The sequence below is a fragment of the Streptomyces sp. MGP-P1 genome, from assembly GCF_057766565.1.
In genome coordinates this window covers 1,642,576-1,656,099 of the sequence record NZ_JBYMEM010000007.1, presented here as the reverse complement: position 1 = coordinate 1,656,099, position 13,524 = coordinate 1,642,576, and the positions used below count along the sequence as shown (strand labels likewise).

The window sequence follows — 13,524 nt, the reverse complement described above, 5'->3', positions numbered from 1 at the left end:
TCATTCGACTCTGACAACCACGGTCCGGAACGATCAACGGTGGGGTTCGTCACTTAGGGTTACCTAATCTGGCCCCGGGAACCCTCCGCCCCGGAGGGCTGCCTAGACTGGTGCGCCATGGAGAACGAGCCCGTCGTACAGGTCAAGGGCCTGGTGAAGCGGTACGGCACGAAGACCGCGGTGAACGGCCTCGATCTGGTGGTCGCCACCGGCGCGGTGACCGCCGTCCTCGGCCCGAACGGCGCCGGGAAGACCACCACGATCGAGACCTGCGAGGGCTACCGACGCCCCGACGCCGGCACCGTGCGGGTCCTCGGCCTCGATCCGGTCGCCGACGCGGAGCGGCTGCGCCCGCGGATCGGGGTGATGCTCCAGTCCGGCGGCGTCTACTCCGGTGCGCGCGCCGACGAGATGCTCCGCCACATGGCCAAGCTGCACGCCCACCCCCTCGACGTGGACGCCCTGATCGAGCGCCTCGGCCTCGGCGACTGCGGCCGCACCACCTACCGACGGCTCTCCGGCGGCCAGCAGCAGCGCCTCTCACTGGCCATGGCGGTCGTCGGCCGGCCCGAGCTGCTGTTCCTGGACGAGCCGACCGCCGGGCTCGACCCGGGGGCCCGCCGCTCCACCTGGGACCTGGTGCGCGAGCTGCGCGCCGACGGGGTGTCCGTGGTGCTCACGACCCACTTCATGGACGAGGCCGAGGCGCTCGCCGACGACGTCGCGATCATCGACGCGGGCCGGGTCATCGCCCGGGGCAGCCCGGACGCGCTCTGCCGGGGCGGCGCGGAGAACACCCTGCGCTTCACCGGACGCCCGGGCCTCGACCTCGGCTCGCTCCTCAAGGCGCTGCCCGACGGCTCCGGGGCCGCCGAGCCGCTGCCGGGGACGTACCGGATCACCGGGTCCATCGACCCGCAGCTGCTGGCCACGGTGACCTCCTGGTGCGCCCAGCACGGCGTGATGCCCGAGGGCATCTCCGTGGAGCGGCACACCCTGGAGGACGTCTTCCTCGAACTGACCGGCAAGAAGCTGACCGGCAAGGAGCTGCGCGCATGAGCGCCGGTACGTACACCCCGCGCCCCGGCGCCGCCCCGCTCCCCCGGATGATCGCCGCGCAGACCGCGCTGGAGACCCGGATGCTGCTGCGCAACGGCGAGCAGCTGCTGCTGACGGTGATCATCCCGACGCTGCTGCTGGTGCTGTTCAGCGCGGTCGACATCGTGGACACCGGCTCGGGCGCGTCGGTCGACTTCCTGGCCCCGGGCATCCTGGCGCTCGCCGTGATGTCCACCGCCTTCACCGGCCAGGCCATCGCCACCGGCTTCGAACGCCGTTACGGGGTCCTCAAGCGGCTGGGGGCCTCTCCGCTGCCCCGCTGGGCGCTGATGACCGCGAAGACGCTGTCGGTGCTGGTCACCGAGGTGCTCCAGATCGTGCTGCTGACGGCCATCGCCTTCGCCCTGGGCTGGTCGCCGCAGGGCAACCCGCTCTCGGTACTGCTGCTCCTGGTGCTGGGAACGGCCGCGTTCTCCGGGCTCGGGCTGCTGATGGCGGGAACGCTCAAGGCGGAGGCGACCCTCGCCGCCGCCAACCTGGTCTTCCTGCTGCTGCTGGTCGGCGGCGGGGTCATCGTGCCGCTGGAGAAGTTCCCGGACGCCGTGCGGTCGGTGCTGGGGCTGCTGCCCGTGTCGGCGCTCTCCGAGGGCCTGCGGGACGTCCTCCAGCACGGTGCGTCGATGCCGTGGGCCCAGGCCGGGATCCTGGCGGTGTGGGCGGTGCTGGGGCTCGGCGCGGCGGCGCGGTTCTTCCGCTGGGAGTAGCCCGCCGGGGCCGTACGACTGGACGTGTCCGGGCAACCGGGTACGAACCCACCCCCTCGTGAAATCATGCACAAGCCCCGTCCTACGATGGTCCGCGTGGAAACCCCCATCTCCCTCATCGCCAAGCGCTGGACGCCGTCCACCAGGGTGGTGAAGCGCGCCGCGCTCTCCGCCGTCATGATGAGCGTCTTCATCATCGTCACCGGCGGGGCCGTCCGGCTCACCGGTTCGGGCCTCGGCTGCGACACCTGGCCCAAGTGCACCGACGACAGCCTGTTCGCGACGCCCGAGCAGGGACTGCACGGCGCGATCGAGTTCGGCAACCGGATGCTGACCTACGTCCTGTCGGCCGCGGTCGGCTGGGCGATCATCGCCATCAGTTCGGTCAAGCCGCGCCGCCGCAAGCTCGCCCGGCTGGCCTGGCTGCAGTTCTGGATCGTGCTGGGCAACGCCGTCCTCGGTGGGATCACGGTCTGGGCGGGCCTCAACCCCTGGACGGTGGCCGGGCACTTCCTGCTGGCCAACGCGCTGCTCGCGGTCACCGTGATCACCTGGGTGCGGGTCGGCGAGGGCGACGGTCCGCCGCGCCCCCGGGCTCCGCTGCCGGTGCGGCGCCTCGCCTGGGCGATCGTGGCGACCACGGTGATCCTCATCGTGCTGGGCACCTCGGTGACCGGCTCCGGCAAGCACGCCGGTGACAGCAGCGACGTACCGCGCATGCCCTGGGACTGGTCGGCCGCCGCCCATGTGCACGCCGTCTCCGCCTGGGTCGTCTGCGCCCTGGCCATCGCGATGTGGCTGGCCCTGCGGGCGGTCGACGCGCCCGCCGACGCCCGGGCCCGCGCCCGCGACCTGCTGGTCGTGCTGCTCGCCCAGGGCGCGATCGGGTACGTCCAGTACTTCAGCGACGTCCCCGAGATCCTGGTCGGCGTCCACATGTTCGGCTCGGCCATCCTGTGGATCGCCGTGATCCGGCTCGTGCTGAGCATGCGCGAGCGCGGCGACGACGCTGCCGCCCCGCTGCCCGGCCCGTCCACCGCGCAGTCGGAGTCGACACCGGCCGCGGTCTGAGGGACGGACACGAGTGAGGGGCGGCGGGCCGGTGGCCCGCCGCCCCTCACGTATGCCGTGGTTCCCCACTCCGGCCCGTACCCAGCGCGCTTCGAGCCCGAGCTGGGCGGGCGCCAACGGCGCCGAGAGCGGCCCCGGCGCCTCAGCGGTCGGCTGTCGCCTCAGCGGTCGTTGGAGGGGCCGCCCACCTGGATGCCGGCCATCCGGGACCACTCGTACGGGCCGGTGCGGACCTTGAGCGCGAACTCGCCGTCGAACTCCTCGTGCATCGTGATCCCGGACTTCCGCGCCGCGTTCTCGGCCACCGCGTAGGTCGGGGCCACGAGGTCGCCCCAGGCGCCGTCCTCGCCGACCAGGACGATGCGGGCGCCCGCCTGGCCGAGGTAGGCGAGCTGTCCCTCAGCGCCGCCGTGCTCCTTGGCGAAGGCGCCGATCTGGTGGGCGATCTTCGCCGCCCTGCGCTCGGCGCGCGCCGCCTTCCTGGCGTCCGTGCGCGAGGTCTGTCCGGTGTCCGCTGCGTCTGCTGCCGTCTCTGCCATGAACAGGATGCTACCGACGGGTAGATGAACTGGCGACGGGCGGGTCGCGTGGCTTGTGCCACGCGACCCGCCCGTACCCGGAAAGAGGGTGCCTCAGCGGAGGAACGGGTCCACCGCGACCGCGAGGAAGAGGAGGGAGACGTAGGTGATCGACCAGTGGAACAGCCGCATCTCCTTGAGCTTGGCTCCGGTCACCCCGGACTTGGCCCGGTTCTGCAGACCGTGGGCCTCCCAGAGCCAGGCGCCGCCGGACAGCAGCGCCACCGCGGTGTAGAACCAGCCGGTGTAGCCGAGCGGGGTGAGCAGCAGCGAGACCGCGACCATCACCCAGCTGTAGAGGACGATCTGCTGGGCGACCACCCGGTTGGAGGCCACCACCGGAAGCATCGGGACGCCGACCCGGGCGTAGTCGTCCTTGACCTTCATCGACAGCGGCCAGTAGTGCGGCGGCGTCCAGAAGAAGATGACGGCGAAGAGGATGACGGCGGCCCAGGAGAGCTCGTTCGTCACGGCCGACCAGCCGATGAGGACCGGCATGCAGCCCGCGATGCCGCCCCAGACGATGTTCTGGGAGGTGCGGCGCTTCAGCAGCATCGTGTAGACGACGACGTAGAAGAGCAGCGCGCCGAGCGCGAGAGCGGCCGAGAGCCAGTTGACGAGCAGACCGAACCAGAGCGTGGAGACCACCGCGAGGGCGATGCCGAAGGCGAGGCATTCGCGGGGGCTGACCATGCCGGTGACCAGCGGGCGCTGGGACGTACGGTCCATCAGCGCGTCGATGTCCCGGTCGATGTACATGTTCAGCGCGTTGGCGCCACCGGCGGAGAGATATCCCCCGATGGTGGTAGTGAGAACGAGCCACAGGTCGGGTACACCCTGGGCAGCGAGGAACATCACCGGAACGGTGGTGATGAGCAACAGCTCGATGATCCGTGGCTTGGTAAGCGCCACGAAGGCCTTGACGCGGGCCCCGAACGGGCGATGGCCCCCCGGGCTGGGAGTCAAGGCGACCCCTGCGGGTCGGGACTCGACGGCCGTCACGCACACCCCTGACAGAGAAATCCCAGCAAGCTCCGGGCGGAGAGGCCCGGTGAAGACTTGCGCGAACCCGTTCACTCTAGACGTTGCGCATACGCCGCCCTTCGCGGGGGTGGGGTCGTGTTGGGGGTGACTGTTCACCGGTATGCGCATTCCGCCGGGAGGCGAACTCCACGGGCCGCCCACACCCTGGAAAGTACTCGGAAAGTGTGCGTGTCAACGGGGGTAGGCTCGACAGCGCCCGGTGCGGTAACAAGTCACCGGCCTACGACAGTGGAGAGGAGCCCTGACTCAGGGTGAGCATCAAGCCGACCACCACAGACCTTCAGTGGACCGATTTGGACCAGCGGGCCGTGGACACCGCCCGCGTTCTCGCCGCGGACGCCGTACAGAAAGTCGGAAACGGCCACCCGGGCACGGCGATGAGCCTGGCTCCCGCCGCGTACACCCTCTTCCAGAAGGTGATGCGGCACGACCCCGCGGACGCCGAGTGGACCGGTCGCGACCGGTTCGTCCTCTCCGCCGGCCACTCCAGCCTGACGCTCTACATCCAGCTCTACCTCGCCGGGTACGGCCTGGAGCTGGACGACCTCAAGGCCTTCCGCACCTGGGGCTCCAAGACCCCGGGCCACCCGGAGTACGGCCACACCACCGGTGTCGAGACGACGACCGGGCCGCTGGGCCAGGGTGTCGCCAACGCCGTGGGCATGGCGATGGCCGCCCGCTACGAGCGCGGCCTCTTCGACCCCGAGGCGGCCCCCGGCGCCTCCCCGTTCGACCACATGGTGTGGGTCGTCGCGGGTGACGGCTGCCTCCAGGAGGGCATCTCGGCCGAGGCGTCCTCGCTGGCCGGGCACCAGAAGCTGGGCAACCTGGTCCTGCTCTGGGACGACAACCACATCTCCATCGAGGGCGACACGGAGACCGCGGTCTCCGAGGACACCATCAAGCGGTACGAGGCGTACGGCTGGCACGTCCAGCGTGTCGACCAGCTCCCCAGCGGCGACCTGGACCCGGCGGGTCTGTACGCGGCGCTCCAGACGGCCAAGGCCGAGACCGAGCGCCCCTCGTTCATCGCGGCCCGCTCGATCATCGCCTGGCCCGCCCCGAACGCCCAGAACACCGAGGCCGCGCACGGCTCGGCCCTCGGCGACGACGAGATCGCGGCGACCAAGCGGGTCCTCGGCTTCGACCCGGAGCAGACCTTCGAGGTCGCAGGCGAGGTCATCGGCCACACCCGCGAGGCCCTGGACCGCGGCCGCGAGGCCCGCGCGGAGTGGGACAAGGCGTTCGCCGCGTGGCGCACGGCCAACCCGGAGCGCGCCGCCTCCTTCGACCGGATCGCCGCCGGCGAGCTGCCCGAGGGCTGGGAGGAGAAGCTCCCCGTCTTCGAGCCCGGCAAGGGCCTGGCCACCCGTGCCGCCTCCGGCAAGGTGCTCCAGGCGCTCGGCGAGATCGTGCCCGAGCTGTGGGGCGGCTCGGCCGACCTCGCGGGCTCGAACAACACCACGATCGACAAGACGTCCTCATTCCTCCCGGTGGGCAACCCGCTGCCGGAGGCCGACCCGTACGGCCGCACGATCCACTTCGGCATCCGCGAGCACGCCATGGCCGCCGCCATGAACGGCATCGCGCTGCACGGCAACACCCGCGTCTACGGCGGCACCTTCCTGGTGTTCTCCGACTACATGCGCAACGCGGTGCGGCTGTCCGCGCTGATGCACCTGCCGGTGACGTACGTGTGGACGCACGACTCGATCGGCCTCGGCGAGGACGGTCCCACCCACCAGCCGGTCGAGCACCTGGCCGCGCTGCGCGCCATCCCGGGCCTGAACGTCGTGCGCCCGGCCGACGCGAACGAGACCGCCATCGCCTGGCGCGAGATCCTGCGCCGCTACACCAAGGTGTTCGGCAAGGGCGCCCCGCACGGTCTGGCGCTAACCCGGCAGGGCGTGCCGACGTACGAGGCGAACGAGAACGCGGCCAAGGGCGGTTACGTCCTGTTCGAGGCCGAAGAGTCCTCCGGACAGACCACGGCGCCGCAGGTGCTGCTGATCGCGACCGGTTCCGAGGTCCACGTCGCCGTCGAGGCGCGCGAGCAGCTCCAGGCGGCCGGTGTGCCGACCCGGGTCGTCTCGATGCCGTCGGTCGAGTGGTTCGAGGAGCAGGACCAGGCGTACAAGGACAGCGTGCTGCCGCCGTCGGTGAAGGCGCGGGTCGCCGTCGAGGCGGGCATCGGCCTGACCTGGTACCGGTACGTGGGCGACGCGGGCCGCATCGTCTCGCTGGAGCACTTCGGGGCCTCGGCCGACGCGAAGGTGCTGTTCCAGGAGTTCGGCTTCACCGCCGACAACGTGGCTTCCGCCGCGCGGGAATCTCTCGAAGCCGCAACACGCTGACGCCGGTAGATACGACTAGTAGGAGATGCAACTCATGACAGACGCACTCAAGCGCCTCTCCGACGAGGGCGTGGCGATCTGGCTCGACGACCTGTCGCGCAAGCGGATCACGTCCGGCAACCTGGCCGAGCTGATCGACCAGAGCCATGTCGTCGGCGTCACCACCAACCCGTCCATCTTCCAGAAGGCGATCTCCTCGGGCGACGGTTACGAGCAGCAGCTCACCGACCTCGCCGCCCGCAAGGTCACCGTCGAGGAAGCCCTCCGCATGATCACCACGGCCGACGTCCGCGACGCCGCCGACATCCTGCGCCCGGTCTTCGACGCCACCGGCGGCCAGGACGGCCGGGTCTCCATCGAGGTCGACCCGCGCCTGGCGCACAACGCCACGGCCACCGTCGCCGAGGCCAAGCAGCTGGCGTGGCTGGTCGACCGGCCGAACACGCTCATCAAGATCCCGGCGACCAAGGCGGGCCTGCCGGCGATCACCGAGACGATCGGCCGGGGCATCAGCGTCAACGTGACGCTGATCTTCTCGCTGGAGCGCTACCGCGCGGTCATGGACGCCTACCTGGCGGGCCTGGAGAAGGCGAAGGCCGCGGGCCTGGACCTCTCCAAGATCCACTCGGTGGCCTCGTTCTTCGTGTCGCGGGTGGACACCGAGATCGACAAGCGGCTGGACGCCATCGGCTCGGACGAGGCGAAGGCGGCCAAGGGCAAGTCCGCCCTGGCCAACGCCCGTCTGGCCTACGAGGCGTACGAGGAGGTCTTCTCCTCCGACCGCTGGGCCCCCCTGGACAAGGCTCAGGCCAACAAGCAGCGTCCGCTGTGGGCCTCGACCGGCGTCAAGGACCCGTCCCTCAAGGACACGCTCTACGTCGACGACCTGGTGGCGCCGAACACGGTGAACACCATGCCGGAGGCGACGCTGGAGGCGGTGGCGGACCACGGCGAGATCACCGGCAACACCGTCGCCGGCGGCTACGACCAGGCGCGCGCCGACCTCGACGCGATCAAGAAGCTCGGCGTCTCGTACGACGAGGTCGTACAGGTGCTGGAGGACGAGGGCGTCGAGAAGTTCGAGGCGTCCTGGAACGACCTGCTCAAGTCGACCGAGGCGGAGCTCTCGCGCCTCGCCCCCTCGGAGGGCTGACCACTTTGTCTGCTGTTCCCGGAGCCAACCCGCTCCGTGACGCACAGGACCGACGGCTCCCGCGTATCGCGGGGCCGTCGGGCCTGGTCATCTTTGGCGTCACGGGCGATTTGTCCCGTAAAAAGCTGATGCCCGCCGTCTACGACCTGGCCAATCGCGGCCTGCTGCCGCCGGGCTTCTCGCTCATCGGCTTCGCGCGCCGCGACTGGGAGGACGAGGACTTCGCCCAGGTCGTCCACGACGCCGTCAAGGAGCACGCCCGTACGCCGTTCCGCGAGGAGGTCTGGCAGCAGCTCATCCAGGGGATGCGCTTCGTCCAGGGCAACTTCGACGACGACGAGGCGTTCGAGACGCTCAAGTCGACCATTCAGGAGCTCGACAAGGCGCAGGGGACGGGCGGCAACTTCGCCTTCTACCTCTCCGTGCCGCCGAAGTTCTTCCCCAAGGTCGTCCAGCAGCTGAAGAAGCACGGCCTGGCCGACCAGAGCGAGGGCTCCTGGCGGCGCGCCGTCATCGAGAAGCCGTTCGGCCACGACCTGGGCAGCGCGCAGGAGCTCAACCAGCTCGTGCACGACGTCTTCCCGCCCAACGAGGTCTTCCGGATCGACCACTACCTGGGGAAGGAGACGGTCCAGAACATCCTGGCGCTGCGGTTCGCCAACACGATGTGGGAGCCGATCTGGAACCGGTCCTACGTCGACCACGTGCAGATCACGATGGCCGAGGACATCGGCATCGGCGGCCGGGCCGGCTACTACGACGGCATCGGCGCCGCCCGTGACGTCATCCAGAACCACCTGCTCCAGCTGCTGGCGCTGACCGCGATGGAGGAGCCCGGCTCCTTCCACCCGAAGGCCTTGGTCGCCGAGAAGCTCAAGGTGCTCACCGCCGTCGAGCTGCCCGACGACCTCGGCAAGCACACCGTGCGCGCCCAGTACGAGCACGCGTGGCAGGGCGGCCAGGAGGTCCTCGGCTACTGCGAGGAGGAGGGCATCGACCCCAAGTCGACGACCGACACCTACGCGGCGATCAAGCTGACGATCAACAACCGCCGCTGGGCGGGCGTGCCGTTCTACCTCCGCACCGGAAAGCGGCTCGGCCGCCGGGTCACGGAGATCGCGGTCGTCTTCAAGCGCGCGCCCTACCTGCCGTTCGAGTCCGGCGCCACGGAGGAGCTGGGCGGCAACGCCCTGGTCATCCGGGTCCAGCCGGACGAGGGCGTCACCGTGCGCTTCGGCTCCAAGGTGCCCGGCACCTCGATGGAGGTCCGGGACGTCACGATGGACTTCGCGTACGGCGAGTCGTTCACGGAGTCCAGCCCGGAGGCGTACGAGCGGCTCCTCCTGGACGTCCTGCTCGGCGACGCCAACCTCTTCCCGCGCCACCAGGAGGTCGAGCTGTCCTGGAACATCCTCGACCCGATCGAGGAGTACTGGGACAGGCACGGCAAGCCCGCGAAGTACGCGGCCGGCACCTGGGGCCCGACCGAGGCCGACGAGATGCTCGCACGCGACGGACGGAGCTGGAGGCGGCCATGAAGATCGATCTCACGGAAACCACGTCCAGCAAGATCAACCAGGCGCTGGTGGCGGCCCGCCGGGCCATCGGCACCCCCGCCATCGGCATGGTGCTCACGCTGGTCATCGTCACCGACGAGGAGAACGCGTACGACGCGCTCAAGTCGGCCGGCGACGCCTCCCGCGAGCACCCCTCGCGGATCATCGCGGTGATCAAGCGGGTCAGCCGCTCACCGCGGGCCCGCCGGGACGCCCGGCTCGACGCCGAGGTCCGGGTCGGTTCCGACGCGGGCACCGGCGAGACCGTCGTCCTGCGCCTGCACGGCGAACTGGCCAACCACGCCCAGTCGGTGGTCCTTCCGCTGCTGCTGCCGGACGCCCCGGTCGTGGTGTGGTGGCCCGAGGGCGCGCCCTCCGACCCGGCGAAGGACCCGCTCGGGGCTCTCGCGCAGCGCCGGATCACCGATACCTACTCGGCCGAGCGCCCCATCGAGGCGCTGGCGGTGCGGGCGGCGACGTACAGCCCGGGCGACACCGACCTGGCGTGGACGCGGATCACTCCGTGGCGCTCCATGCTGGCCGCGTCGCTGGACCAGCAGCCCGCCGAGGTCATCGGCGCGACCGTCGAGGGCGAGAGCGACAACCCGAGCTGCGAGCTGCTCGCCATGTGGCTCGCGGACCGGCTCGGCGTCCCGGTGGAGCGCATGGTCTCCGAGGGCCCCGGCCTCACGGCGGTCCGGATGGAGACGAAGACCGGCGTCATCGTCCTCGACCGCGCCGACGGCACGCTGGCCACGCTCTCCATGCACAACCAGCCGGACCGCGGGGTGGCGCTCAAGCGGCGCGACACCGCCGAGCTGCTGGCCGAGGAGCTGCGGCGGCTCGACCCGGACAACACCTACGCCTCCGCGGTGAAGTTCGGCGTCGACCGGCTGCACGCGGGCGGCGAGGTCAGGGCCGCGCCGGCCGAGAGCGCCGAGGAGAAGGCGGACAAGGCCACCGAGGCCAAGGCTCCCGCCGCGAAGAAGGCCCCGGCCAAGAAGGCGGCGTCGAAGTGACCCCTCCCCAACTGGTCGTCCACCGCGACAAGGAGCTGATGGCGCAGGCCGCGGCGGCCCGGCTGATCACGAGGATCGTGGACGCCCAGGCCTCCCGGGGCCACGCCTCGGTGGTGCTGACCGGCGGGCGCAACGGCAACGGCCTGCTGGCCGCGCTCGCCGCCGCGCCCGCCCGGGACGCGATCGACTGGGCGCGCCTGGACCTGTGGTGGGGCGACGAGCGGTTCCTGCCCGACGGCGACCCGGAGCGCAATGTCACCCAGGCCCGCGAGGCGCTGCTCGACGCGGTGCCACTGGACCCGGCCCGGGTGCACGCGATGCCCGCGTCCGACGGCCCGTACGGCGACGACGCGGACGCGGCGGCGGCCGGTTACGCCGCCGAGCTGGCCGCCGCCGCGGGTCCCGAGGACCATGGGGCGGTGCCCGCGTTCGACGTGCTGATGCTGGGCGTCGGCCCGGACACGCATGTGGCCTCGCTCTTCCCGGAGCTTCCCGCGGTACGGGAGACCGAGCGCACCGTCGTCGGTGTGCGCGGGGCCCCCAAGCCGCCTCCGGTCCGCGTCTCGCTCACGCTGCCGGCGATCCGCGCGGCGCGCGAGGTGTGGCTGCTTGCGGCGGGCGAGGACAAGGCCGAGGCGGCGGCCATCGCGCTGTCCGGGGCCGGGGAGATCCAGGCCCCGGCGGCGGGCGCGTACGGGCGCGGCCGCACGCTCTGGCTGCTGGACGCCGCGGCGGCCTCGCAGCTGCCGCGCGCGCTGTATCCACAGGCGTCAGCCTGAGCGTTGTACGCCCCGAAGGCCCGGACCGCTTCCAACCGAGCGGTCCGGGCCTTCGGCTTGCATGCGCGCCGGTCGAGGAGCGGCGCGGATCATCATCCGTACAGGGGGCGCCTGTGCCGTCCGTCAGGTCCCGCTGTTCCCGGCGCGCTCCAGGAACGGCTCCAGCAGCCCCGGGACTGCCTCGGCGGCGAAGCCCAGGCCCTCGGCCGCGTCGGCGTCGTACACCGTGTAGGCGCCCCCACCGGCCGCGGTGGTGGCCGTGATGGTCACCAGCCCGGCCCGCCGCTGGAAGACCGACTGTCTGACCGTCCAGCCGATCACCCCGGCTCGCTCCAGGGCTGCGGTGGAGCGGCGGACCGTGCCGGAGCGGGTGACCAGGTAGCGCCCGGAGAGCCCGTGCCCGAGGCCCCGGTAGGCGTCCAGGGCGAGCGCCACCGCCACGGGTGCGAGAACCACCGTGCAGCCGAGCGCGATCCACAGCAGCACGGGCGTGAACAGCGCCCCGAGGGCGGTCAGGATCAGGACCGGGCTGAGGACCGCGGCGAGCGACCAGCGCAGTCGGCGGCCCCGGGCGGCGCGCGGGTGCGCGGTGAGCGCCGCGCCGGTCGGGGTGACCGCCTCGCGCAGCACGTCGGCTGCGACGGTGTCGGCCCGGGTCCGGGGCACGGTCGGGAGCAGGGTGTTGTGGTCGGCGTTCTTGGCCTCGTCGTCCTTGGCAAGGCCGGTGGTGATGGCGTCCAGCCGGGCCGCGCCGAGCAGCCGTACGCCCAGCGGCTGGACCAGGTCGACGCCGCGCAGCCGGGCCTCCTCGACGGAGATGGACCGGGAGGTGAACAGCCCGCGCCGCACGCGCAGCGTGCCGCCCGGCTCGCGCTCCAGGCGGTAGTTCCACCACATCTCGATCCAGAGGCCGAGCGCACCGACGACGCCGGCGACCAGGGCGGCGAGGACCAGGATGACGATCATCCAGAGCAGCGGAGTGTCACGGAAGAGGTCCCCGATCCACTCGATGACGTCGCCCCGGGCTCCGACCCAGTCGCTGACCTGCAGGACGGCCCCGGCGGCCGCCCCGCCGAGCATGGGGGCGACGAAGGAGACCGGTGCGTAGCGGATCCAGCGGGGGTCCAGGACGGCCAGTTCCCCTTCGCGGTGGACGCCGCCGGACGGTGCGGCGGTGGCGCGCTCCAGGAGGAGGCGGCGCAGCCGTTCTCCCTCGGCGCGGGTGACCGGGTCCAGTTCGAGGGTGGATTCGGAGCCCTGTTCGCCGGTGCCGATCCTGACGGTGACCAGGCCGAGGAGACGGAGCATCAGGTTGGCGGTGAGGTCGACCGTGCGGATGCGGCCGCGGGCCAGCGAGCGGCGCTTGACGATCAGGAGGCCGGTGTGGAGGTCGACGCGCTCCTCGCCGACGCGGTAGCGCGTGCGGTGCCAGCGGACCCGGTCGGCGCCCGCCGCGGCGCCGATGACCAGGACCGCGCCGGCGAGCACCTGGAGCACGGCGGCCGGGAGGCCGAACCAGCGGGTGAGCCCGAGCGTGACGGGGATGGCGGCGCCCGCGACGACCCCGGCCACGACGAGGGCGGTGACCAGGACCGTACGGGGGTCGAGGCGTCGCCAGTCGGCGGGCGGGGCAGCGGTGCTCATGTGGCGTCGCCGGGGGTGTCGCGGGTGATGCGGGTGAGCTGCTGGGCCAGGTCGGCGGCGACCTCGTGGTCCAGGCCCGCGATCCGTACCGCGCCCTTGGCGGAGGCGGTGGTGACCGTGACGGTGGCGAGCCGGAAGAGCTGCTCCAGTGGGCCCCGTACGGTGTCGACGGTCTGGATGCGGGACATCGGGGCGATCCGCCACTCCTGCCAGAAGAACCCCGTGCGGACGTACACCGCGTCTCCGGTGATCTCCCAGCGGTGCGTACGGAACCACCACAGGGGGAAGAGGACGGCGGCCGCCGTGCCCGCCGCGGCCAGGACCGCGGCGGGCAGCAGCAGCCAGAAGCGGGCCGGCTCGATCAGCGCGCCCAGGACCGCGAGCGGCACGACGGGCACGGCCGTCAGCAGCAGCCACTGGACCCGCCACCAGCCGACGGCGCGCCCGTCCAACGTGTTGCGCGGCGGCCGCAGCACTACCGCCGCCCCCTCCCCCTGCGGCAT

General features: G+C 71.7%; 12 protein-coding genes. 8 read left to right on the top strand and 4 right to left on the bottom strand.

The window, feature by feature from the left end; genetic code table 11:
• Positions 1–117: 117 nt before the first annotated feature.
• The 3 genes from AC3CH1_RS28880 (at position 118) to AC3CH1_RS28870 (ending at position 2,894) form a co-directional block, all read left to right on the top strand.
• Positions 118–1,059: an ABC transporter ATP-binding protein gene (locus tag AC3CH1_RS28880; protein ID WP_488465579.1), complete on the top strand. Its 942-nt coding sequence runs from the start codon at positions 118–120 to the stop codon at positions 1,057–1,059.
• The gene (locus AC3CH1_RS28875) at positions 1,056–1,823 is read left to right on the top strand and encodes an ABC transporter permease (protein ID WP_488465578.1); all 768 of its coding nucleotides are present in this window, start codon (positions 1,056–1,058) and stop codon (positions 1,821–1,823) included. Before AC3CH1_RS28880 ends, AC3CH1_RS28875 begins: the two co-directional genes overlap by 4 nt.
• A gap of 87 nt (positions 1,824–1,910) precedes the next feature.
• A complete protein-coding gene (locus tag AC3CH1_RS28870) occupies positions 1,911–2,894 on the top strand; it encodes a COX15/CtaA family protein (RefSeq protein ID WP_488465577.1) in 984 nt (327 codons plus the stop codon).
• A gap of 161 nt (positions 2,895–3,055) precedes the next feature.
• Here the strand turns inward: AC3CH1_RS28870 and AC3CH1_RS28865 are convergent, their stop codons facing one another.
• A complete protein-coding gene (locus tag AC3CH1_RS28865; RefSeq protein WP_488465576.1) occupies positions 3,056–3,433 on the bottom strand; it encodes a hypothetical protein in 378 nt (125 codons plus the stop codon).
• A gap of 93 nt (positions 3,434–3,526) precedes the next feature.
• Positions 3,527–4,480 (bottom strand): heme o synthase, encoded by a 954-nt coding sequence (locus AC3CH1_RS28860; RefSeq protein ID WP_488465575.1) that lies wholly within the window; start codon positions 4,478–4,480, stop codon positions 3,527–3,529.
• A 287-nt stretch (positions 4,481–4,767) separates the two neighbouring features.
• Between AC3CH1_RS28860 and tkt the strand changes: the two genes are divergently transcribed.
• From tkt to pgl, 5 genes are read left to right on the top strand one after another with little or no spacing between them, the layout of a single operon-like run.
• Positions 4,768–6,870, top strand: a complete 2,103-nt coding sequence (gene tkt / locus AC3CH1_RS28855) for a transketolase (RefSeq protein ID WP_488465574.1) — start codon at positions 4,768–4,770, stop codon at positions 6,868–6,870.
• Between the two features lie 34 nt (positions 6,871–6,904).
• Positions 6,905–8,023, top strand: a complete 1,119-nt coding sequence (gene tal / locus AC3CH1_RS28850; RefSeq protein WP_488465573.1) for a transaldolase — start codon at positions 6,905–6,907, stop codon at positions 8,021–8,023.
• Positions 8,024–8,028: 5 nt separating this feature from the next.
• A complete protein-coding gene (gene zwf, locus AC3CH1_RS28845; protein WP_488465572.1) occupies positions 8,029–9,561 on the top strand; it encodes a glucose-6-phosphate dehydrogenase in 1,533 nt (510 codons plus the stop codon).
• The gene (gene opcA, locus AC3CH1_RS28840) at positions 9,558–10,598 is read left to right on the top strand and encodes a glucose-6-phosphate dehydrogenase assembly protein OpcA (protein WP_488465571.1); all 1,041 of its coding nucleotides are present in this window, start codon (positions 9,558–9,560) and stop codon (positions 10,596–10,598) included. Before zwf ends, opcA begins: the two co-directional genes overlap by 4 nt.
• Positions 10,595–11,377 carry a 6-phosphogluconolactonase gene (gene pgl, locus AC3CH1_RS28835; protein ID WP_488465570.1) on the top strand — a complete coding sequence of 261 codons (783 nt, stop codon included), beginning with the start codon at positions 10,595–10,597 and terminating at the stop codon, positions 11,375–11,377. The genes opcA and pgl overlap by 4 nt, the downstream gene beginning before the upstream one ends.
• Positions 11,378–11,500: 123 nt before the next feature.
• Here the strand turns inward: pgl and AC3CH1_RS28830 are convergent, their stop codons facing one another.
• Complete coding sequence (locus AC3CH1_RS28830; RefSeq protein ID WP_488465569.1) at positions 11,501–13,021, bottom strand: PH domain-containing protein; 1,521 nt, start codon at positions 13,019–13,021, stop codon at positions 11,501–11,503.
• Positions 13,018–13,524: a PH domain-containing protein gene (locus AC3CH1_RS28825; RefSeq protein ID WP_488465568.1), complete on the bottom strand. Its 507-nt coding sequence runs from the start codon at positions 13,522–13,524 to the stop codon at positions 13,018–13,020. The genes AC3CH1_RS28830 and AC3CH1_RS28825 overlap by 4 nt, the downstream gene beginning before the upstream one ends.

Coding starts and splice junctions, on each gene's coding strand:
- AC3CH1_RS28880 (WP_488465579.1), top strand. CDS start 118: ATGGAGAACGAGCCCGTCGTACAGGTCAAGGGCCTGGTGAAGCGGTAC.
- AC3CH1_RS28875 (WP_488465578.1), top strand. CDS start 1,056: ATGAGCGCCGGTACGTACACCCCGCGCCCCGGCGCCGCCCCGCTCCCC.
- AC3CH1_RS28870 (WP_488465577.1), top strand. CDS start 1,911: ATGGTCCGCGTGGAAACCCCCATCTCCCTCATCGCCAAGCGCTGGACG.
- AC3CH1_RS28865 (WP_488465576.1), bottom strand. CDS start 3,433: ATGGCAGAGACGGCAGCAGACGCAGCGGACACCGGACAGACCTCGCGC.
- tal (WP_488465573.1), top strand. CDS start 6,905: ATGACAGACGCACTCAAGCGCCTCTCCGACGAGGGCGTGGCGATCTGG.
- opcA (WP_488465571.1), top strand. CDS start 9,558: ATGAAGATCGATCTCACGGAAACCACGTCCAGCAAGATCAACCAGGCG.
- AC3CH1_RS28830 (WP_488465569.1), bottom strand. CDS start 13,021: ATGAGCACCGCTGCCCCGCCCGCCGACTGGCGACGCCTCGACCCCCGT.
- AC3CH1_RS28825 (WP_488465568.1), bottom strand. CDS start 13,524: ATGCCGCAGGGGGAGGGGGCGGCGGTAGTGCTGCGGCCGCCGCGCAAC.